This is a genomic window from Marinobacter sp. F4218 (assembly GCF_019443085.1).
GTDB classification, from domain to species: domain Bacteria; phylum Pseudomonadota; class Gammaproteobacteria; order Pseudomonadales; family Oleiphilaceae; genus Marinobacter; species Marinobacter albus.
The window spans coordinates 154,775-176,761 of record NZ_JAHZIL010000004.1 but is presented as its reverse complement, the minus strand read 5'-3'; the positions used below and the strand labels follow the sequence as shown (position 1 = coordinate 176,761).

16 protein-coding genes and 1 tRNA gene are annotated in these 21,987 nt (G+C 57.8%); 15 read left to right on the top strand and 2 right to left on the bottom strand.

The features are described 5' to 3' along the window. Positions 1–27: 27 nt before the first annotated feature. Both fixJ and K0B93_RS16090 read left to right on the top strand, forming a co-directional pair. On the top strand, positions 28–654 hold the full coding sequence (gene fixJ / locus K0B93_RS16095) for a response regulator FixJ (protein ID WP_219868281.1): 627 nt from the start codon (positions 28–30) through the stop codon (positions 652–654). Positions 655–699: 45 nt separating this feature from the next. Further along, positions 700–2,289 carry a response regulator gene (locus tag K0B93_RS16090; RefSeq protein WP_219868280.1) on the top strand — a complete coding sequence of 530 codons (1,590 nt, stop codon included), beginning with the start codon at positions 700–702 and terminating at the stop codon, positions 2,287–2,289. Between the two features lie 19 nt (positions 2,290–2,308). Here the strand turns inward: K0B93_RS16090 and K0B93_RS16085 are convergent, their stop codons facing one another. Continuing rightward, entirely contained in the window at positions 2,309–3,184 is an 876-nt protein-coding gene (locus K0B93_RS16085; protein WP_219868279.1) for a MaoC family dehydratase, read from the bottom strand. A gap of 259 nt (positions 3,185–3,443) precedes the next feature. Here K0B93_RS16085 and K0B93_RS16080 point away from each other — a divergent pair, with 259 nt between their 5' ends. Both K0B93_RS16080 and K0B93_RS16075 read left to right on the top strand, forming a co-directional pair. Beyond that, entirely contained in the window at positions 3,444–4,475 is a 1,032-nt protein-coding gene (locus K0B93_RS16080) for an AraC family transcriptional regulator (protein ID WP_219868278.1), read from the top strand. A gap of 138 nt (positions 4,476–4,613) precedes the next feature. Further along, positions 4,614–4,690, top strand: a tRNA-Asp gene (locus K0B93_RS16075). A 183-nt stretch (positions 4,691–4,873) separates the two neighbouring features. Here K0B93_RS16075 and K0B93_RS16070 read toward each other — a convergent pair. Then, positions 4,874–5,926 carry an AraC family transcriptional regulator gene (locus K0B93_RS16070; protein ID WP_219868277.1) on the bottom strand — a complete coding sequence of 351 codons (1,053 nt, stop codon included), beginning with the start codon at positions 5,924–5,926 and terminating at the stop codon, positions 4,874–4,876. 146 nt (positions 5,927–6,072) lie between these two features. On the opposite strand from K0B93_RS16070, the gene K0B93_RS16065 reads away from it, so the two are divergent. From K0B93_RS16065 to K0B93_RS16015, 11 genes are all read left to right on the top strand, one after another. Beyond that, the gene (locus tag K0B93_RS16065) at positions 6,073–8,142 is read left to right on the top strand and encodes an NADPH-dependent 2,4-dienoyl-CoA reductase (protein ID WP_219868276.1); all 2,070 of its coding nucleotides are present in this window, start codon (positions 6,073–6,075) and stop codon (positions 8,140–8,142) included. 194 nt (positions 8,143–8,336) lie between these two features. Next, positions 8,337–9,593 (top strand): DNA repair protein, encoded by a 1,257-nt coding sequence (locus K0B93_RS16060; protein WP_219868275.1) that lies wholly within the window; start codon positions 8,337–8,339, stop codon positions 9,591–9,593. A gap of 113 nt (positions 9,594–9,706) precedes the next feature. Then, the gene (locus K0B93_RS16055; protein WP_219477721.1) at positions 9,707–10,591 is read left to right on the top strand and encodes an NAD(+) kinase; all 885 of its coding nucleotides are present in this window, start codon (positions 9,707–9,709) and stop codon (positions 10,589–10,591) included. Between the two features lie 2 nt (positions 10,592–10,593). Beyond that, complete coding sequence (locus K0B93_RS16050) at positions 10,594–11,607, top strand: metallophosphoesterase (protein WP_219868274.1); 1,014 nt, start codon at positions 10,594–10,596, stop codon at positions 11,605–11,607. A gap of 48 nt (positions 11,608–11,655) precedes the next feature. After that, positions 11,656–12,510: a rhomboid family intramembrane serine protease gene (locus tag K0B93_RS16045; protein WP_285368763.1), complete on the top strand. Its 855-nt coding sequence runs from the start codon at positions 11,656–11,658 to the stop codon at positions 12,508–12,510. 173 nt (positions 12,511–12,683) lie between these two features. Next, complete coding sequence (locus tag K0B93_RS16040; protein WP_219868273.1) at positions 12,684–12,977, top strand: YeaC family protein; 294 nt, start codon at positions 12,684–12,686, stop codon at positions 12,975–12,977. Beyond that, positions 12,974–13,813, top strand: coding sequence for a DUF2797 domain-containing protein (locus tag K0B93_RS16035; protein WP_219868272.1), 840 nt, complete (start codon positions 12,974–12,976; stop codon positions 13,811–13,813). The genes K0B93_RS16040 and K0B93_RS16035 overlap by 4 nt, the downstream gene beginning before the upstream one ends. A gap of 81 nt (positions 13,814–13,894) precedes the next feature. Beyond that, positions 13,895–16,537 carry an aminopeptidase N gene (pepN, locus tag K0B93_RS16030; RefSeq protein WP_219868271.1) on the top strand — a complete coding sequence of 881 codons (2,643 nt, stop codon included), beginning with the start codon at positions 13,895–13,897 and terminating at the stop codon, positions 16,535–16,537. A gap of 176 nt (positions 16,538–16,713) precedes the next feature. Beyond that, the gene (locus K0B93_RS16025) at positions 16,714–18,102 is read left to right on the top strand and encodes a DUF1329 domain-containing protein (protein ID WP_219868270.1); all 1,389 of its coding nucleotides are present in this window, start codon (positions 16,714–16,716) and stop codon (positions 18,100–18,102) included. Between the two features lie 143 nt (positions 18,103–18,245). Further along, complete coding sequence (locus K0B93_RS16020; protein ID WP_228743566.1) at positions 18,246–19,391, top strand: WD40/YVTN/BNR-like repeat-containing protein; 1,146 nt, start codon at positions 18,246–18,248, stop codon at positions 19,389–19,391. Positions 19,392–19,438: 47 nt separating this feature from the next. Continuing rightward, positions 19,439–21,823 carry an efflux RND transporter permease subunit gene (locus K0B93_RS16015; protein ID WP_219868269.1) on the top strand — a complete coding sequence of 795 codons (2,385 nt, stop codon included), beginning with the start codon at positions 19,439–19,441 and terminating at the stop codon, positions 21,821–21,823. Positions 21,824–21,987 lie beyond the last annotated feature (164 nt).

Below are 21,987 nucleotides of genomic sequence, written 5' to 3'. Positions count from 1 at the left end.
AGAAAGTGGACAGGAGAGAACACACACATGACTGATATCCAGCAGACCGTATACGTAGTAGAAGACGATGAAGCGGTTCGTGATTCACTGGAGCTGCTGCTGAAGTCAGACAGCAAGCCGGTGAAGACCTACGAGAACGCAACGGCTTTTCTCAAGGACTACTCCGAAAAGATGGCCGGGTGCATTGTGCTGGATATCCGCATGCCGGGTATGGATGGTATGGAGCTTCAGAAAAAGCTGAACGAAAAGCACTCCATCCTGCCCATCATTTTTGTGACTGGACACGGCGATGTCCCCATGGCCGTGGACGCCATGAAGGAAGGGGCTGTGGACTTTATCCAGAAGCCCTATCGGGAAGAAGCCCTGCTGGAAAAAATCGAGGCGGCTCTTGAACAGGATCTCGAGCAGCGCAAGACCCTCGATGAGAAGCAGGAAATCATTCGTCGCGTTAAAAGCCTCACCCCCCGCGAACACGAGATCATGGACCGGATGATTGCGGGACAGGCCAACAAGGTGATTGCGATCGAGCTGGAAATCAGTCAACGGACGGTGGAAATTCACCGTTCCCGGGTTATGCACAAGATGGGGACCCACTCCCTGGCGCACCTGGTTCGTATGGTCCTGTCCGTAAAGGACCTTATCGACGCCCGGTGATCCTGTCGGCATCATACGGAGACCTTTTCAATCGGCCCCGTTTATATGACTGAAGTTGTCAGTGAGAACTCGGAGGTGACGGTTCTGCTCGTGGATGATAATCCACAGAACCTCAAAGTCCTCTATGAGACCCTGAAAGACAAGGGCTATCGCCTGTTGATCGCCAACGAAGGTGAAAAGGCCCTGGACCTTGCCCATCGCCACCAGCCCGAAGTAATCCTGCTGGACATCATGATGCCTGAAATGGATGGCTACGAGGTGTGCGAACGCCTCAAGGCGGATCCGGCGACGGCAGACTGCGCCGTGGTGTTTCTGTCTGCCCTGGACGATCTGCAGGCCAAGGTGAAGGGATTTTCCCTCGGTGGTGCCGATTACATTTCCAAGCCTTTCCAGTCCCTTGAGGTAATTGCGCGGGTGAAGACCCACGCCCGGGTTATTCGTCTTGAGCGGGAGCTTCAGGCACGGAACCGGGAACTCCAGGGCGACCAGACCCGGATTCTCAACTCCATCAGTGAAGGCATTTACGGTCTGGATGAGAACGGGGTTATCGAGTTTGCCAATCCGGCCGCGGCGGAGATCATGCGCTGCCCGGTCGATGAGCTGGTTGGCCGAAACTTTTTTGAAGTGCACTTTGCGACCTGCGGTGATTGTCCGGACGGTTTGCCGGTTCAGACCACCTGCTGCCAGGGCAGGGCCGAGGGCCAGCGCAACATCCGGATGAAGAGGACGGACGGCAGCGGGTTTCCTGCGGAATACCGGTCGACGCCGAAGCTTGATAATGACCAGTTGCATGGCGCCGTGGTGGTATTCCGGGACATCACAGCAGAACTCGAGAGCGAGGCGGCTCTGGAAGAGGCCAGGGCGTTGGTTCAGGAGCAGCGGGACCAGCTGGCCCACGCATCGAGACTGACCACCATGGGCGAGATGGCGGCCGGCTTTGCCCATGAGGTGAACCAGCCGCTCACGGCAATCACCAACTATGCCCGGGTGTCCAAGCGAATGATGCGCAAGGAAAACCCCGACCTCGGTTTGCTGGGTGAGACCCTGGACAAGATCGAGGCCCAATCCCACCGCGCCAGCGAGATCATTCGCCGAATTCGTCGATTCATGAAAAAGCCGGCGACTGGCAAAGAAGTCATATCGGTCCCGGCGCTGCTCGAGGACACCCGCCAGTTCGCAGAAGTCGACATGCGTAACAACGAGGGTGGGATTGAGCTGTCGGTCCCGGATTCGCTGCCGGATGTGGCGGCCGATCCGATCCAGGTCCAGCAGGTTGCCCTGAACCTGATCCGTAATGCGCTGGAGGCGACCCGGAGCGCCGATGCCTCAACGCCGGTTGAGGTAAGTGCCGAATTGCTCGGCTCAAGCTGCGTTCGTGTCCAGGTGCGGGACCATGGCGTTGGCCTGCCGGCAGACGCCGAAGACAAGCTGTTTCTGCCGTTCTACACCACCAAGGATGAGGGCATGGGCATCGGCCTTGCCACCTGCCGGTCCCTGATTCAGGCGCAAGGTGGGGATATCGGCTTTGAGCGCCCCGAGGGCGGGGGCGCCTGCTTCTACTTTACCCTGCCAGTGGCTGGAGCGGACGGAGCGCCCTGTGCCCCTGAAGTCGCCTCGGGCGCCGGGGAAGCCTGAATACCAAGCCTCCGGGCCTTTACAGCCATTCGATGTGACCGCTGAGATGCGGGGCATCGCCCCTCGAATTCAACAGTTGATAGTCCCAGCCTGACGCACCGGAATGCCAGTTGAGTTGCGCCGTTCCGGGCAGGAACAGCGGCTTCTTGAACTGGCAGGACACCCGGAAGGCGCCGGGCTTCCAGTCCTCCTGTTGTTCCAGTAGTGCCAGTGCGCGGGCTTTGCTCCACATGCCGTGGGCGATTGCCCTCGGGAACCCGAAGGCTTTGGCGCTGAGTGCGTGCATGTGAATCGGGTTGCTGTCGCCCGAGACGCCGGCATACTGTCGGCCGATGGATTCCGGAGCGTCGATGCTCAGCGTATTGGGGTACCGCTCCAGCTCCGGCGGCGCGGACTTCCGGCCAGTCCCGGATTCTGTCGCCGCTCGCCGGTACAGCGTAATGCTGGACTCCTCCCAGATCAGTTTGCCTGCGGCGTGGGCCTCGGTAATCAGATCGAACTCGATACCCCGGCTTGTGCGCTCCTGTTTGCCCAGGCGAACGGTCAGATCGAGGGTTTCACCCACTCCGATTGCACGGTGCTGGGTAATGGTATTGCGCAGGTGAACCAGTCCCAGAAGAGGCAACGGAAAGGATGGGGCAGTCAGCAGCTTGAGGTGGAGCGGAAACGCCATGACGTGCGGCCAGGTCACGGGAATGCTGGTCGTCTGCGTGAAGCCGCAGATTGTTTTATACCGCGCCAGCTTATCACCTGCGGTGCTGGCGCCCAGCAGTCGTGCAGACAATGCCGGTATGGTGACGTCGCGGCCGGCTTTTACCGGTTTCGGCATCAGTGCCCGGGCGTAGAGGGGCAGCAGGCCCGGCGGGGCGTTGCGGTAAATAAAAGTATCTGACATAAGGGTTGTCTCCCGGCGCAGGTATTCGCCATTAACTGTAGTCGTGAATTGGTCACGTAAGTACCGGTTATTTTTACATTCTGGTACAACTGTGCGTCTGTGGCCTGATATGCTCTAATATCAGACCTTAGTCCTAGAAGCTTCATATCAAAGGCCTTCACTCTGGCAAATCCGGCTGGATCAGGCATTGACTTGGCTTGCCCCGGAAATTGTCCGCCGGGTCAAAGTGGTATTAAACGAATAAAAAAAGCGGGATTTTATGCAGGAACTTCGTGATGCGGGAGTAATGTTGCGCCTGATTTACGAGGCGATGAAGAAAAGAGGCATTGATACCGATGCCATTTTCAGTCGCCTGGGCGTCGACGAGAACTACGTTTATACCGAGCAGTTGCGCACCCCCCACAGCGCCCAGCTTTACTTCTGGCAAGCGGTTGAAGACGTATCGGGAGATCCGGACATCGGTCTTCATCTCGGGCCCTTGTTGCCCGCCTACAAAGGGCAGGTTCTGGAATACCTTTTTCTCAGCAGTCCGACCTTTGGCGAGGGCCTGCGGCGTGCCCAGAATTACCAGCGTCTGTTGAGCGACGCCGCCAACACGGATTTCTTTATTGAGGGCGACGACGCCTGCATGGTTCTGGATGCGGCCTCTGATGAAGTGAGTCGCCTGAAACATTTCAATGAATGTTTTGTGCAGGGTGTGATTACCTTCTTCCGTTCCATCACCGACGATTCTTTCTACCCCTCCCGCATCGAGTTTGAACATCACCGAGACTCCGGCCAGGAGCACGCGGCCGAGGTGCTTGGCTGTGACGTGGTCTTTGGCGCGCCGGAGAACCGGTTGTATTTCCCGGCGACGCTGCTCACCCATGCCTCGCCCCATGCGGAGCCCGAGTTGCTTGACCTGCATGAACGGTTTGCCAGCGAACAGGTGGCTCGTCTTGAGAAGCGGGACATCGTGGGGCAGGTGGAGAGGATTGTGGCGGAGTTGCTGGATAGCGGCGAGGTCACCCTCGATGCGGTTGCCGAGCGCCTCGGAATCAAGCCCAGGACCCTGCGTACCCGGCTGACGGAGGCAGAGACCAGCTTCAACCAGGTGCTGGCGGACTTCCGCTACCGTCTGGCCCGTCAGTTGCTGGCGACCACCGACGAATCGATTGACGAGATCGTTTACCTGACCGGGTTCTCTGAGCCCAGCACTTTCTATCGGGCTTTCAAGCGCTGGTCGAACATGACACCGATCGAGTACCGGAAAACGGCTCAGGGCAAGGACGCCATGGTCGATGCCCTCTAGCGTCAACGCCCCCGGGAATTTTTTTCGGGAAAAGCGTTGACATAACCGGGTGCCTCTTTATAATGCGCCCTCGTTGTCACCGAGCAGTCACACCCCTGATTGCACCGCCCAGTTCGGGCACGACGTGATGACCAACGCGGAGCGGTAGTTCAGCTGGTTAGAATACCGGCCTGTCACGCCGGGGGTCGCGGGTTCGAGTCCCGTCCGCTCCGCCATTTTTCCTTCCCTCGTAGTTCGGTTTTTCTGTTCTCTGTCATTGCACTGTCATGATCTGGCGTCAACCTGCTTCTGAATGAACCCACGCAGGATAGATGCATGTCGGATTATCAAGAAGAGTTGATCGAAAGCCAGTTCGAAGAGTTTGACGACGACGAAGGCTACGACGACGCTACCGAAATCTAGCGTTCTGCCTTCAGCCGGTTCCGGTGTTCACCGGGGCTGATATCAAACCACCGCCGGTAGGCCTTATGAAATGCCGCCGGATTGGCGAAGCCCAGAAGCCAGGCAATCTCCGAAAGAGCCGTCTCGGTTTCGCGAATATAATCCCTTGCCAGTTGTTTCCGCGTCTCGTCCACCAGTTCACGAAACCCTGTTCCCTCCGCAGCTAACTGCCGCTGTAGCGTCCAGGGAGCCACGCCCAGTTTGCTGGCAATGGTTTCAAGGCTCGGGCTTTCACCCTTGAACAGAGGTGTCAGCAAGTGCTTTACCCGGTCGCCGGTGGTCCAGCCTTTCCGAATTTGCTGCAACTCCCGCTCACACAGGTCCACCAGTTTTTCATGCATGGCTGCCTGCGCCTGCCGTGTCGGCTGAGTCCAGATCTCGGGTTTGAGGGTAATGCCGTTCTCCTTGGCGCCAAAATGAACCGGGCACCGGAACCAGCTTTCAAACAGATCATCCTGACCAACGGACGGATACTCGATGGTGACCCGCTCCAGCACCTCATACTGGCCTGTAACGTTTCGAACAAACTGGGTCCAGGCGGCGAGCACTGAATCCACGACAAAAAAGTTGAACGCGTTGTAAGGGCGTATGGAATAGAACAGGGCCTGGCGATCTTTTGCGTTGAGGGAGGGGGCGCCGCGACTGTTCTGGCTGGTGAGCAGGGAGTATCGGATGAGCGTGCTGAGGGCTTCGCCAGCGGTCTCCGCTGACTGGCCCGCCAATCCGGCGATGCCCGCATCGACGGGCCGTGTCAGGGCCCCGATGCGCAGACCGAGGGCACGGTTCCCTGTTTGGGCTATGGCAGCGTGGCCCAGTCGCATGAAACGCGGAATGCTGATCCGTGCAGCAGCGGACGCAAGGGTTTCTGCGCTCAGCCGGAAGTTGGAGGTCAGGTGTTCAGTATCTGCGCCTTCCGCCGCGGCCGCCCTCAGCAGAACCGACACGTGCAGCACGCTGATGTTGCCCAGGGCATTGCGCGGGCGCTGGGGGGAGGCTGTTTGTCTGGTCATTATCAGCGCTTGTCCGACATGTTGTCTGAAGATAATAGAATGTTATTAAGGGATATTGTTGATGGCAAGTCAGCCGGGTAATTTAGGGCCATAAAACGAGTCGGGCCTCCAAAGGTCCGCAACCATTGATAATGAGGAGATCAATCATGACCGCACCCGCTACCCCCGGTGTCGCCAAATACCCCAACCTGCTCGAACCCCTCGATCTCGGCTTTACCAAGCTCCGCAACCGGACTCTCATGGGTTCCATGCACACCGGTCTCGAGGAAGCGAAAAACGGTTTTGAGCGTCTGGCGGCCTTTTACGCGGAACGCGCCCGTGGTGGTGCTGGCCTGATTGTTACCGGTGGTATTGCGCCGAACGTGGAGGGCGGTGTGTTCCAGCACGCGGCCAAGATGACCAACGAAGACGAAGTGGAAAATCACAAGGTCATTACCCGGGCCGTTCATGAGGCTGACGGCAAAATCTGTATGCAGATCCTGCACGCAGGTCGTTATGCGTACTCGCCGGAACTGGTGGCGCCCTCTGCCATCCAGGCGCCAATCAACCCGTTCAAGCCCAAAGAGTTGGACGAGGCGGGTATCGAGAAACAGATTCAGGATTACGCCGACTGTGCAGTGCTGGCTCAGAGCGCCGGCTACGACGGTGTCGAGATCATGGGCTCCGAAGGTTACTTCATCAACCAGTTCATTGTGTCCCACACCAACCACCGTACCGATGGTTGGGGCGGAAGTTATGAGAACCGGATTCGCCTGCCGATCGAAATCGTGCGTCGTGTCCGGGAGCGGGTGGGCGAGAACTTCATTCTGATCTACCGCCTGTCGATGCTGGATCTGATTGAGGATGGCAGTACCTGGGAAGAGGTGGTGCACCTGGCCAAGGAAATCGAAAAGGCTGGCGCGACCATCATCAACACCGGCATCGGCTGGCATGAAGCCCGGGTGCCGACCATCGCAACCTCCGTGCCCCGCGGTGCGTTCACCAAAGTGACCGCCCGCCTCAAGGGTGAGGTAAGCATCCCGCTGGTAACCACCAACCGGATCAACATGCCGGACGTTGCCGAGAAAATCCTGGCCGAAGGCGATGCCGACATGGTGTCTATGGCGCGTCCATTCCTGGCGGATTCGGACCTGGTCCTGAAGGCGGCTGAAGATCGTGCCGATGAAATCAACACCTGCATCGGTTGCAATCAGGCCTGCCTGGATCACACCTTCAGCGGCAAGCTGACTTCCTGCCTCGTCAACCCCCGGGCCTGCCATGAAACCGAGCTGACCTGGGTCAAGACGGCTGCGCCCAAATCAATTGCGGTGGTTGGTGCCGGGCCGGCGGGCCTTGCCTTTGCGTCGGTTGCGGCCGAACGTGGTCACAAGGTGACCCTGTTTGATGCCGGTAGCCAAATTGGCGGCCAGTTCAACGTCGCCAAGCGGATTCCCGGGAAAGAGGAGTTCCATGAAACGCTGCGTTATTTCCGGGTCATGCTGGACAAGCATGGCGTGGATGTCCGTCTCAACACCCGGGTGAATGTTGACGACCTCAAGGCTGGCGGTTTCGATGACGTGGTTCTGGCGACCGGCGTCGAGCCGCGCACACCGGACATCGAGGGGATTGATCACCCGAAAGTCATCGGATACCTCGATGCCCTGCTCGAGCGCAAGCCCGTTGGGCAGAAAGTGGCGGTGATCGGGGCCGGAGGAATCGGCTTCGATGTCTCAGAATTCATTGTGCACAAGGGGGCTTCAGCCTCGCTTGATACCGAGCACTTCATGCGCGAGTGGGGCGTTGATCTGAGTGTCGAGCACCGTGGTGGAATTCAAGGCGTCTCGCCCGAGGTGCCGGAACCTGCCCGGGAGGTCTACCTGTTGCAGCGCAAGGCATCCAAGGTGGGTAAGAATCTTGGCAAAACCACTGGCTGGATTCATCGGACGTCCCTGAAGAACCGTCAGGTTCAGATGGTGCCGGGCGTGAGCTACCGCAAGATTGATGATCAGGGGCTGCATATCACGGTCACGCCCAAAGGTGCGGAGCAGGGCGAGGATCGCGTGCTACCGGTTGATACCATTATCATCTGCGCCGGACAGGAGCCGCTGCGTGAGCTTCAGGGGGGGCTTGAGGCAGCCGGTGTGGCCGTGCATTTGATCGGCGGTGCCGATGTCGCGGCGGAGCTTGATGCCAAGCGGGCGATTGATCAGGGAAGCCGGCTCGCTGCGCAACTGTGATCACAAAACGTTGCAGTTTTTCTCTGTGCACCGAAGATTGACTGGCTAGACTAGTAAGCCTGAGTCTGTCAGTTTGCGTATCCGCCCTCTCTCAACCGGTGAGGGCGGTGTTTGCCGACACCGGAACCCGATGGAACATTCTGTGTGACTTCATCGTGTTGGTGTCGAATCTTTAAGAGCTAGGAGAGTCACAAATGGTATCTGCCGACCAGGCGACTGATGGTTATGCGGCGGTGTTTTTCGTGGATGGAAGCCATGTGGCGCGCCAGATGCGTGCCAGTGAATTTGGGGCTTTTCTGGACGGATACGTAGGGTTATCGGACCTCGCCGAGACCGATGTTAAAGCGGTTCTGGTTGAGCTGAGTGGCGATCTCCTCGTGCAATCCCTGGTGTTTTTCCGGATCTGGTTCGATGAGGAGGGCCGGGCGGATAGCAATTGGAACGTGCCCATTGAAGAGCTGGCCAAGCGCGGTGCCAAAGGCCCGGACATGGGGGGAGGCCCCATCCGGCTGGTGTGCCGGAGCCAATGCCCGGAGCCTCGCTATGCCGAGGAGCTTTGGGATCCGGACATGACGCCCGGTAACAATCATTTCCAGGCCATTCGCAAGGCTGTCGATTCCAACTCTCTGAAGTTTCGAAAAATTGAGCCTCAACCGGCGCAGGAAGAAGACATTCCGGTGCTCAATTCGGCTCCGGCAACGTCCGCAGAGTCTCAGGAAGACGCGGACAACGCGGCCGACCGGGCCCGTCTGGCCCAGCTCATTCGGGAGCAGCGTCTCCGCATCAAAACCCTCCAGAGTGTCCATCGGGATTCATTGTCTGAAATCCAGCGGGAGCATCGCCTGGAATTGCAGACGCTGCGCAGTGAATTTTCCGACCTGGAGCAAAAGTACGAACGCCAGCGCCTGAGTAACGAGCAGCTTAAGAAGCGCTTGTCTGAACGGAATGAGCAGTACCTCACCATGCAGGAGCAGATTGCCTCCGGTGGCGAGGAAAAGGAGCGGGACGACGCCAACACCGATGCGGAATTGGTGCTCCTCCGGGAACAGCTTGACCGGAAGCACCGTGAACTGGAACTCCGGGATGAGCGGATAGCGGCACTTGAGCAGGAGAACCATGAGCTCCAGCACCAGGAGCCTGCGGAAAATTCCATCATGGGCCAGCTCAGGAAACAGGCTGTGTTTCTCGTGGCTTACCATCCCGGTGTCGGCCATATCACCTTGCCCTACGACGACATCGAAACCTACTTCACCAATCCGGTGGCATACGCGGCAGAGCGCTGCGGCATGAACGAGCCTGCGTATCGCCAGTGGCTTGAGCATTACGAGAACCCGGTGTGCCAGCACGAGGGTAAGGATGGCAAGACCTGTGGCGAGCCCATCATGCGGATCAGCCAACCAGGCGAGTTTCGGTCCGGCATTGACGACCGCTGCGAGCAGCATCAATCCTGAAGTTTCGATCTTTTTTCAGTATCGGGGTGACTTTCGTTAAACTGTGAGCCAGATTGTCACGGGGCTGGCGGATCTGGCCGGCCCCACCGCATCCCGACACCACAGGAAGCCTCATGGATCAGTTCAGGAATATTGGTGTTATTGGCCGATTGGGCAGCGTGAAGGTGGTTGAATCACTGCGTCAGCTCAAACAATACCTGATTGCCAACAACTACCACGTCATTCTCGAGGAAGACACCGCCGGTATGCTGCCGGGCCATGGTTTGCAGGTTGCCAGCAAAAAGCTGCTGGGTGAGATCTGCGACCTGGTCATTGTTGTGGGTGGTGACGGCAGCTTGCTGGGTGCCGCGCGGGAGTTGGCGAAGTCAAAGATCCCCCTGCTTGGTGTGAATCGAGGCCGTCTGGGCTTTCTTACCGATATTTCTCCATCCGATCTGGAAGAGCGTCTGGGCAAGGTTCTGGAAGGCGAGTACGTGGAAGAAACGCGCTTTCTGCTGGATGGTAATGTAGAGCGTAACGGGCAGCCGCTGGGGTTTGGAACCGCGCTCAACGATGTGGTGCTGCACCCGGGCAAGTCGACCCGGATGATCGGCTTTGATCTGTTTATTGATGGCCACTTTGTCTACAGCCAGCGTTCCGACGGACTTATCGTCGCCACACCGACAGGTTCGACGGCGTATTCGCTCTCGGCGGGTGGCCCGATAATGCATCCGAAGCTTGATGCGGTTGTGCTGGTGCCGATGTTTCCGCATACGCTCAGCAGTCGCCCCATCGTGGTGGATGGCAAAAGCGAGATCAAACTGGTGATCGGGGAAACCAACGAAACCTACCCGCAGATTTCGTTCGACGGTCAGATGAACATCGCCTGTGCGCCGGGCGACATTATCCGTATCACCAAGAAACCCTTCAAGATCCGGTTGATCCACCCCACCGATCACAATTTCTATGCCACCTGCCGTGACAAGCTTGGCTGGGCAAGTGAAATTTCAGCGAGTTGATCATGGCTGTAAACAGACACTCCGCAAGCCGCGGCTTCGACATCATCGGCGACATCCACGGTTGCGCCAACACCCTGATCCGGTTGCTGGAACAGATGGGCTACCGGAAGGTGAACGGTGTGTATCAGCACGACCGGCGCCAGGCGATTTTCATCGGCGATATTATCGACCGCGGACCCCGAATCCGTGAAGCCCTGCACCTGGTGCGCGACATGGTGGAGCATGGCTCGGCCCGGATTGTGATGGGCAATCACGAGTACAATGCGCTGGGCTACTGCACCCGTGCCCGTTCCGGCAGCGGCAAGAAGTGGCTGCGCGAGCACAATGCCCGCCATGATCGGCTGATTCGCGAAACCCTTGAGCAGTTTGACGCCCATCCCCATGAATGGAACGAGTTCCTGGAATGGTTCTACACCATCCCCCTGTTTATCGAGGAAGAGGATTTCCGGGTGGTCCACGCCTGTTGGGACGGAGAACTGATCGACAAGTTCAAACAGCTCCAGGGTGGCGCCTGCATTGACGAGGATTTCCTGCACGCGTCGGCGGCCATCGAGTCGTTTGCCGGCCAGGTCATGGACACCTTGCTTCGGGGAACGGATTTGCGCTTGCCGGAGGGAACGGCAATCACCGGCCGGGACGGTTATGTCCGTGAGTTTTTCCGGACCAAATTCTGGGCCGATGCCCCGCGTACCTATGCCGATGTCGTATTTCAGCCGGATCCTTTGCCGCCGGAAGTGGCGCGCATGGAGTTGACGGAAAACGAGCGCAAGCAACTTATCAGCTACCCGCTGGATGCGCCCCCGGTGTTTGTGGGCCACTACTGGATGGAAGGGGAGCCGGCGCCGCTCAAGGCCAACGTTGCCTGCATTGATTACAGTGCGGTGAAATACGGCAGATTGGTAGCGTACCGTATGGACGATGAGTCGGTGCTTTCCCCGGACAAGTTTGTCTGGGTGGAGGTCGATCGTCCGGAGCAGCCGGGGTATTCCGGCACGGAAGACAGTATTGCCCGTTGAGTTAACGGAGCTCGATTACCCTATATACCCTGATAGGCGAGGTTTTTTGTGTACCGCGTGAAGCAGATGGATACCACGGTGAATCTCGCCGGTTTCAGTCGATGGCTGTCTGGGCAGGGCGTTGCGCATCGGATCACAGAAGAAAACGATCATCAGGTTCTGTGGTTGGAGAATCCGGAGCATGCCGAACCGGTCCTGATAGCTTTGGAGAGGTTCCTGGCCGAACCGGATCTTCGGGACGCGGTGGAACGCCAGCACCATTCTCCGGTCTTCGTTCGTGGGCGCTGGCAACCCTCGCCCCGGCATGCACCTGTTGTGTTGGGCCTGATCATACTTGCAGTGATCATGATCTGGGTCACGGCGATGGGCCGGAACGAGTTTGCTGCCGCGCTGATGGTCATCGATCCCCGGGACTTTGACTGGAGTACCATGGCTGGCCGCGTTGATGCGCTGGCCAATACCCTGGCCGGCGGGCAGGTCTGGCGACTGTTGACCCCTGACTTCCTGCACTTCAGCTGGACCCATATCATCTTCAATGCGGTCATGTTGTGGTTTCTTGGAAGCCAGATCGAATGGTTCGATGGGCGTGGGCGCTTGATTGTGCTCTTTCTCGGGACCAGTATTTTTTCGAATGGACTTCAATACCTGGTTTCCGGACCCTTGTTTGGCGGTCTGTCCGGTGTGGTATATGGCATTCTGGGCTATTGCTGGCTGAGTCAGCGCAAGGTTCCGAGATTTCACTTTCCGCCGGCACTGGTGACGTTTGCCGTGGTCTGGATGGTGATCGGTTTCACGCCCTTTACGGAATTTCTGGGGTTGGGGCGCATGGCCAATGAAGCCCATTTGGGCGGATTTGTCAGTGGAGTGGCCCTGGCGCTGATTCTGCCCGTAAAGAGACAGTGAGGAGCCAAAAAAAAGCCCCGCCTGAGGGCGGGGCATAAAAAGAGCATTTAGCTCCTGATGAGAGAGACCAAATGATACGACCGTCGTCATTTGGTGAAGAAATGATAATCGTTATCGTTTGCATCTGTCAAACGGTTGAGGCACTTTTTTGGAACACGTTTCGGGAGAACCGAATGACCTACGATGAACTGATTGAGCGACTGGATCCCAATGTCTACCGGAGCCTTCGTCAGTCGATCGAACTCGGAAAATGGCCGGACGGCAGGACGCTCACACCGGAGCAGCGGGAAATCAGTCTGCAGGCTGTCATTTACTACGAGAACCTGCACCAGATACCTGAAGAGGAGCGCACTGGCTACATTGACCGCGGCGCCAAAGCTGGCACCGCCTGCGATCCGTCGGTGCAGCGGGCCAATGCCGGCAAAGGCGACGTGGACCCTGACCAGTTCGTTGAGGTCAAGTCTTGAGCGAGCTGATCGACGTAACCGGCCGGCTGCGCAAAATGCCTGCCGAAGCTCTGGCACCGGTGGCCTACTCCATCTCGGTGGGGGACAGTCGCGTTCCGCTGAACGAATTTCTCGGCAAGCGTGTCCGCCTCGACTTCGATGGCGTCATTCGCTGCATTAACTGTGACCGCGCCACCAAGAAAAGCTTCAACCAGGGCTACTGTTACCCCTGTTTCCGGAAGCTGGCGGCCTGCGACAGCTGCATCATGAGTCCGGAAAAGTGCCATTATCACCTTGGTACCTGTCGCGAGCCGGAGTGGGGCGAAACCCACTGTATGGTTGAGCATGTCGTTTACCTGGCCAATTCGTCCGGTTTGAAGGTGGGAATTACCCGTGGTTCCCAGGTGCCCACCCGCTGGATAGACCAGGGCGCGGTTGATGCGATCCCCATGGTTCGTGTTGCGACCCGATATATTGCCGGGCTGGTGGAAGTTGCCTGCAAGAGCCATGTGGCGGACCGGACCAACTGGCGCGCCATGCTGAAAGGTGATGTGCCTGAGCTGAACCTGGCTGACGAGCGACAGCGGATGCTGGCCCTGATTGCCGATGATCTGTCTGCCTTGCGGGAGACTCACGGCCAGGATGCAATTCGCGAAGTGGATGAAGACGGGCTCGGGTTAAGCTACCCGGTTGATGTCTGGCCCGAAAAAATCAAAACTCACAATCTGGACAAGAATCCGGAAGTGGAAGGTGTGCTGGAGGGCATCAAGGGCCAGTACCTCATTCTGGATACCGGAGTGATCAATATCCGGAAGTTTACCGGGTACGAAGTACGTTTCCGGGTGATGGACGACTGATTGCGCCATCCCCGTCTGACCTGACACTACCTGTTTGCCGGACCGCCGGCAGGCAGCGGCTGAGTAATCTGGAGATAGATCATGCGTACCAACCAGCCCCAGACCATTTACCTGAGCGAGTACCGAGTGCCGGCTTACCTGGTTGATACGGTCGACCTGCGCTTTGAGCTGTTCGAGGACGGCACCCGCGTTCACAGTACCCTGGCCGTCCGTCGCAATCCGGAGTCCGACGCCGGTGCGGCTCCGCTCGAACTTGACGGCGACAGCCTGGTCCTTGAGTCCGTCGCCCTCGATGGCAAAGCGTTGAGTGAGGGCGAGTATGAGGATCGCGGTGACAAGCTGATTGTGGAATCGGTACCCGAGCAGTTCGAGTTGTCGGTGGTGACCTGGATCGAGCCCCAGAACAACACCCGCCTCGAGGGTCTGTACAAATCGTCCGGGATGTTCTGCACCCAGTGCGAGGCGGAGGGATTCCGCTGCATTACCTTCTTCCCTGATCGTCCGGATGTGATGTCCCGGTTTCGGACCCGGGTTGAGGCAGATAAATCGGCTTACCCGGTACTGCTGTCGAACGGAAATGATGTTGAACGGGGCGATCTGGGTGAGGGGCGTCACTTTGTCACCTGGGAAGATCCGTTTCCCAAGCCCTGTTACCTGTTTGCCCTGGTGGCCGGCGACCTGGTGGAAAAGCGGGACACATTCACCACCTGCTCGGGGCGCGACATCGATCTGCGCATGTACGTGGAACCGCGCAACGCTGAAAAATGCGATCACGCGATGGATTCCCTCAAGCGTTCCATGCGTTGGGACGAAGAGACCTACGGGCGCGAATACGACCTCGATATCTTCATGATCGTGGCCGTCGATGATTTCAACATGGGCGCTATGGAGAACAAGGGCCTGAACATCTTCAACTCGTCGTGCGTACTGGCCAGCCAGGAAACGGCTACGGATGTGGCATTCCAGCGCATTGAGGCGATTGTGGCCCACGAGTATTTCCATAACTGGTCGGGTAACCGTGTCACGTGTCGGGACTGGTTCCAACTGAGCCTCAAGGAAGGCTTCACGGTCTTCCGGGACTCCCAGTTCTCGGCGGACGTGGGTTCGCCCACGGTCAAGCGTATTGAAGACGTCAATGTCCTGCGCACCGCGCAGTTTGCCGAAGACGGTGGCCCCATGGCGCACCCCGTCCGCCCGGCCTCCTACATGGAGATCTCCAACTTCTACACCCTGACCATCTATGAAAAGGGTGCCGAAGTGGTTCGCATGATCCACACCCTGCTTGGCCCTGACATGTTCCGAAAGGGCAGTGACCTGTATTTCCAGCGTCATGATGGCCAGGCCGTTACCACCGACGATTTTGTCAGGGCGATGGAGGACGCCTCCGGTCGTGATCTGTCGCAGTTCCGGCTCTGGTACGAGCAGGCGGGAACCCCGGTGCTCGACGTGTCAGACGAGTTTGATTCGGGGCAGGGCATTTATCGGCTGACGATCCGGCAAAGCATTCCGGACACCCCGGGGCAGACCGGAAAGAAACCGCAGCACATTCCGTTTGCGCTCGGTCTTCTCGGGAGCAGGGGAGAGTCGCTGCCACTGCGTCTCGAATCCGATTCCCAGGACGCTCCGACAGAGCGTGTGCTGGAGCTGACCGGTGAAACCCACGTGTTCGAGTTCCACGGTCTGAACGAGTGCCCTGTGCCGTCACTGCTGCGTCAGTTCTCGGCACCGGTCCGTGTGCGCTATCCGTGGACCCGTGAGCAGATGCTGTTTCTGATGAGTCACGATCCCGATGGATTCAATCGCTGGGATGCCGGTCAGCGTCTGGCGGTGGATGTCATTCAGTCACTGATCGGTGCACCCAAAGATTCGTCGATTGACGCCCGTCTGGTTGCCGCCTATCGCCACCTGATCTCGGATTCGTCGCTCGATCAGGCACTGGTCGCCAAGATGCTGCAGCTGCCCTCGGCCGCGTACCTGATTGAGCTGGCGGAAAGTGCCGATGCACCGGCAATTCACGAGGCCCGTGAGCGTGTGCTCAAACATCTGGCCATCGCGCTTCGCGATGATTTGGTCGCCTGTTACCGTCGCAACCTGGAAGAAGGCGACTACGCGGTCACGCCGGAGCAGATTGCGCGCAGGAGTCTGCGTAACACGGCGCTGGCCTGGTTGCTGCAGATCAACGACGAGGAAGGTCGGGAACTGGCTCTGCGTCAATTCCGGAATTCGGACAACATGACCGATCGGCTGGGCGCGCTCCGGGCCCTGGTGAACTCCGATTACGAGGAAGACCGCGAGCGGGTCCTGGAGGAGTTTTACGAGCGTTTCCAGGAAGATCCGCAAGTGGTGGAGCAGTGGTTCTCGGTGCAGGCTGCCAGCGATCGGGCCGGCCAGTTGCCCCAGATCCGGGCGCTGCTGGAGCACAGGGCGTTCGACTGGAAGAATCCGAACAAGATTCGCTCCGTGGTTGGGGCCTTCGCCGGCCAGAACCTCGCAGCCTTCCACCGTCCGGACGGTTCAGGATACAACTTCCTGGCGGATCAGGTCTGTCGCCTGGACGACAGTAATCCCCAGATTGCCGCGCGCCTGGTAACACCTCTGACCCGGTGGAAGAAGTTTGCCCCCGCGTACAGCGAACTGATGAAGTCGGCACTGGAGCGTATCCGTGACAAGTCAGGCTTGTCACGCGACGTCTACGAGGTCGTTCACAAGAGTCTGGCTGGCTGACCAAGCCCGTGATGATCCGGCTGGGATTGTAGGTGGTGGTCACAGCCGGATACAAAATCGCACTTTCGGTCGATAGACAATAATGCTCGATCCGCTAATCTGGTGGAAAGTCTGTACTCCCATCAGACGATAATAAAAAGCCCTCCAGAGGCTTCCAGACGGATTAAGGTTACATAATGAGATACAATAAGAACGCTATTCTCGGCGGCCTTATGGCCCTCTCTGTCGCCGCAGCGCCGGCATACGCCGCGGTTTCCTCAAGTGAGGCTGCGCGCCTCGGCAAAGATCTGACGCCTTTCGGTTCTCCGAAGGCGGGCAACGAGGCTGGAACCATTCCCGCCTGGGATGGTGGCATCACCAAGCCACCGGCAAGCTACGAGGGGAGCGGCCAGCACCATCCCAATCCGTTCCCGGACGACGAGGTATTGTTCACCATCAATGCCAGCAATGCTGACCAGTATTCCGAGCACCTCACGGATGGTCTGAAGGCGATGCTGGAAACCTACCCGACCACGTTCCGGATTCCGGTGTACAAAACCCGCAGGAGCCATTCCCTGCCGGACTGGGTTGAAGCCAATACCCGCGAAAATGCTACCAGTGCCGAAATCGTTGGTGAAAGCGCCGGTATCGATGGTGCGTTCGGCGGCTATCCGTTCCCGATTCTCAGCGGCAATGATGAGCAGAAAGCGTGGCAGGTCATCTGGAACCATCTGACCCGTTGGCGTGGTGTCTCGCTGACCCGACGTGCCAGTGAAGTGGCGGTTCAGCAGAACGGCGATTACACGTTGGTGACATCACAGCAAGAAGCCTTCTTCAACTTCTACAATCCTGAAGGCGGTGAAAAGACCCTCGAAAACGTGATTTTCTACTACCTCTCGTTTACCCAGTCTCCGCCCCGTCTGGCTGGTGGTGCGATTCTCGTGCACGAGACCATGAACCAGATCATCAACCCGCGTAACGGCTGGGGCTACAACGCCGGTCAACGCCGTGTCCGCCGGGCGCCGAACCTCGGTTACGATTCCCCGATCGCGGCAGCCGATAACCTGCGTACCGCCGATGACACCGACATCTTTAACGGTGCCATGGATCGGTATAACTGGACCTATGAGGGTAAGCGCGAAATCTATATCCCGTACAACAACTATGAGATTGCTCAGGAAGGACTGCCTTACACCGAAATCCTCGGAATGGCGCATCTGAATCCTGATCTGATGCGTTGGGAGTTGCACAGGGTCCATGTCGTGACCGCAACCCTGAAGGATGGCGAGCGACACATCTACGCCAAGCGTCGTTTCTATGTTGACGAGGATAGCTGGAATACCGCCCTGCTTGACCAGTATGACGGCCGTGGCGAGTTGTGGCGCGTGAGCATGGGCGTTCTTAAAAACTATTACGAATTGCCGGGCGTATGGACTACGCTTGAAGCGTTTCACGATCTCCAGGCCCGTCGCTATCATGTTCAGGGCCTGGACACCGAAGAACCGAATACCAGGGTCTTCACAGATGACGTTCCGAACAAGCGGTACTTCTCTCCGGCTTCCCTGCGCCGCCGGAGCGTCCGCTAAGGTTCAGATAACCAGGAGTTTCCCGCGCCCAATGGAGTAGGCGCTCGGTATACCGGCATCCGAAAGGTTGCCGGTATCTTTACAGTTAGAGCCGGGATGACCCGGTCAGAGACACACGTAAAAACAACCTATAGGCAATCCGAATGGCTACAAGCTTTATGTGTAAAACCCTGGGTGCAGCGTGCCTTGGGCTTTCCATGGCCTGTGCGTCCCCTGTCGCATTTGCACTGACGGACGTTATTGAAACACCAGCAAGGCCAACTGAGCTGGCTCCCGAAAATCTTCTGAATGATGTGGAACGTGCCGGCGACCGTATCTTGGCGATTGGCGAGCGTGGCCACATCATCTTTTCCGATGATGAGGGTGACACCTGGACCCAGGCAGAGGTTCCGGTCTCTGTCACCCTGACCGGTATTGATTTCGGCAGTGACACCCATGGCTGGGCGGTGGGTCACAGCGGTGTGGTGCTTCATTCGGATGATGCCGGCCAAACCTGGGAGCTTCAGCTTACCGGAACGCGCGCCGCTGAACTGGCGATCGAGAGCCAGGAAGAAGCCATTGCTGCCATGGAAGAGCGCGTAGAGGCAGCGCCAGAGGAGAAGAAATCCGATCTCGAATGGGCGCTGGATGATCTTTACTTCGCACTTGAGAATATGCAGGCGGATCTCGACATCGGTCCGGTCAATCCATTCCTCGACGTCTGGTTTGCAGACGAGAATCAGGGGTTCGTGATTGGTGCCTATGGTATGTTCTTCCACACCAAAGATGGGGGCGAGACCTGGCAGGACTGGTCGCCAAAACTGAGTAATCCCCAGAACTTCCACCTGAACGCCATCTCGAGAGTCGGTGGCGGTGCGATGGTCATCGTCGGCGAAGCCGGCCAGATTCATGTCTCGGTTGATCAGGGACAGAACTGGGAGCGGCGTGAAGGCCCGTATCCGGGCTCGTTGTTTGGCGTGATCGGTACCGGTCGGGTGAATGAAATCCTTGCGTTTGGCCTTCGTGGGACGCTGATGTTGTCAACGGACCTTGGTAAGTCCTGGTCTATGGTCAGTACCGGTTCCACCGCAACGTTGAACGACGGCTTTGCCGAGGATTCCCGAATTGTACTGGTTGGTAATAGCGGCGCCGTCCTCACCAGCGGTAACGGTGGTGATACCTTCCGTGAGTATCTGCGTGACGACCGACAGGGCGTCATGAGTGTAGTGCCGGTTTCGGGTACCAACCTGCTGCTGGTTGGTGAAGGTGGCGTGAAAATGACCGATGCCAAAGGCAAAAACCTTCAATAACGCCCTGATGTGGCAACAACCGAACAGAAAAATAGAGGGGCTTTTGAATGTCCAACCCTAAGCATGACAAGGGCGAACATTACCTGACGACGCCAAAGGCGGAGCCATTTCTGGAACGCGTGATTTTCAACAACCGCGCGGCCATCCTGATTGGCTTTATACTGGTGACCCTGTTCCTGGGGTACAACGCTGCGAAAATCCAGCCCGACGCCAGCTTCGAGCGGATGATCCCGCTGCAACATCCTTACATCATCAACATGCTGGATCACCGGGATGATCTCCAGAACCTCGGCAACTTCGTCCGAATTGCGGTCGAAGTTAAAGAAGGTGACATCTTCAGCGCCGAGTACATGGAGACCCTGAAGCAGATCACCGATGAGGTTTTCTACCTGAACGGCGTTGACCGCTCCGGGCTTAAATCCATGTGGACGTCCAACGTCCGATGGGTTGAAGTTACAGAGCAGGGCTTTCAGGGCGGCACCGTCATTCCCGATAACTACGACGGCTCAGACACCAGCCTCGAGCAGCTGCGCCAGAATGCGCTGCGCTCAAACGAGGTTGGGCGTCTGATTGCGGACAATTTCAAGTCCACGATTGTCTACGCGCCGCTTTACGAGAAGAACCCCGAGACCGGTCAGCCGCTCGATTACGGCGAGTTCTCCCGTCAGCTCGAAGAAAAGATCCGTCAGAAGTACGAAGCCCAGAATCCCAATATTGACATCCACATCGTGGGCTTCGCCAAGAAAGTGGGCGACCTGATCGAGGGGATCGGTTCAATCGCCTGGTTCGCCGGTATCACCATCATTCTGACCACGCTGCTGCTGTTCTGGTATTCCCGGTGCATCGCGGGCACGCTGGTTCCGGTATTCACCTCGATTATCGCGGTGTTCTGGCAACTGGGCGCGTTGCGCCTGCTTGGCTATGGTCTGGATCCGTACTCTGTTCTGGTGCCGTTCCTGGTATTTGCGATCGGGATCAGCCACGGGGTTCAGATAGTCAACGCCATGGCGGTCGAGTCAGCCAAAGGCTTTGACTCCGTCACGGCTGCGCGTCTTGCGTTTCGTGCCCTCTACATCCCCGGCATGCTGGCATTGATTTCCGATGCATTCGGCTTCCTGACACTGTTCTTCATCGAGATCGATGTAATCCGGGATCTGGCTGTGGCTGCCGGTATCGGTGTCGCCTTCGTGATTGTCACCAATCTGGTGCTGCACGTCCTGATCATGTCCTATGTCGGGATTTCCAAGGGCGGTGTTCGCCATGTTCAGAATCATGGCGAGAAACAGGATCGCAAGTGGCGAGTTATGTCGTACTTCTCCCATCCTGGTGTGGCGCCGATTTCACTGCTGATCGCCGTTATTGGTCTGGGACTTGGTCTCTACTACAAGCAGGACCTGAAGGTGGGCGATCTGGATCGCGGTGCGCCGGAGTTACGCGCGGATTCCCGCTACAACAAGGATAACGCCTTCATCATTGATAACTATTCGACCAGTGCCGACGTGCTCGTGGTTATGGTGAAGACGCCGGTCGAGCAGTGCACCCAGTATGACGTGCTGCGTGCCATGGACAGTCTGCAGTGGGAGTTGCAAAACACACCGGGGGTTCAGTCGACCGCATCCCTGGCTGATGTCTCCAAGATTGTGACCAAGGCGCTGAACGAAGGTAACTGGAAGTGGTTCGAGATTTCCCGCAACCAGACCATTATTAACGCGTCTATCCGAAATGCACCTTCCGGGCTGATCAACACTGACTGCAGCCTTACGCCGGTGCTGGTTTTCCTTGAGGATCACAAGGCCGAAACCCTGCAGACCGCGGTGGAGCGGGTTGAGGAATTTGCGGCAAACAACAGCAACGAGAACCATACCTTCCTTCTGGCAGCCGGTAATGCGGGTGTCGAAGCGGCCACCAACGAGGTCATCTCCAATGCCAAGGACCTGATGCTGATGATGGTCTACGGTGTGGTGAGTTTGCTGTGCCTGCTGACATTCCGGTCCATTCGCGCCGTGCTTTGTATCGTTATCCCGCTGGGGCTGACGTCAATCCTGTGCGAGGCGATCATGGCGGTCTCGGGCATCGGTATCAAGGTCGCGACCCTGCCGGTTATTGCCCTGGGTGTCGGTATTGGTGTGGACTACGGTATCTACATCTACAGCAAGCTTGAAAAGTTCCTGCTGGAAGGCAAGACCCTGCAGGATGCTTATTTCGAGACCCTGCGCTCCACCGGTAAAGCGGTCATGTTCACTGGTGTGACCCTGGGCCTCGGCGTAGTGACTTGGATTTTCTCGCCGATCAAGTTCCAGGCCGATATGGGCTTCCTGCTCTTCTTCATGTTCCTGTGGAACATGGTTGGGGCTATCTGGCTGCTGCCGGCCCTGGCGCGCTTCCTGCTGCGCCCGGACCGCATGCTGGCCAAGGCCCGCGCCTCGAAGTAGTCCTTCCGAGGACCCGCAAAAAAGCCCGCTCTGCGGGCTTTTTTGTTGTCTGGTCAAAAGGTTAGCCGGGAAACTCGTACTTTATTTATAGGCCGAACTGGTCTATGTTCTAAGATGAATCTCGAGCCTGTCCCCAAGAAACGACGGGCTTTCTATGACAACTA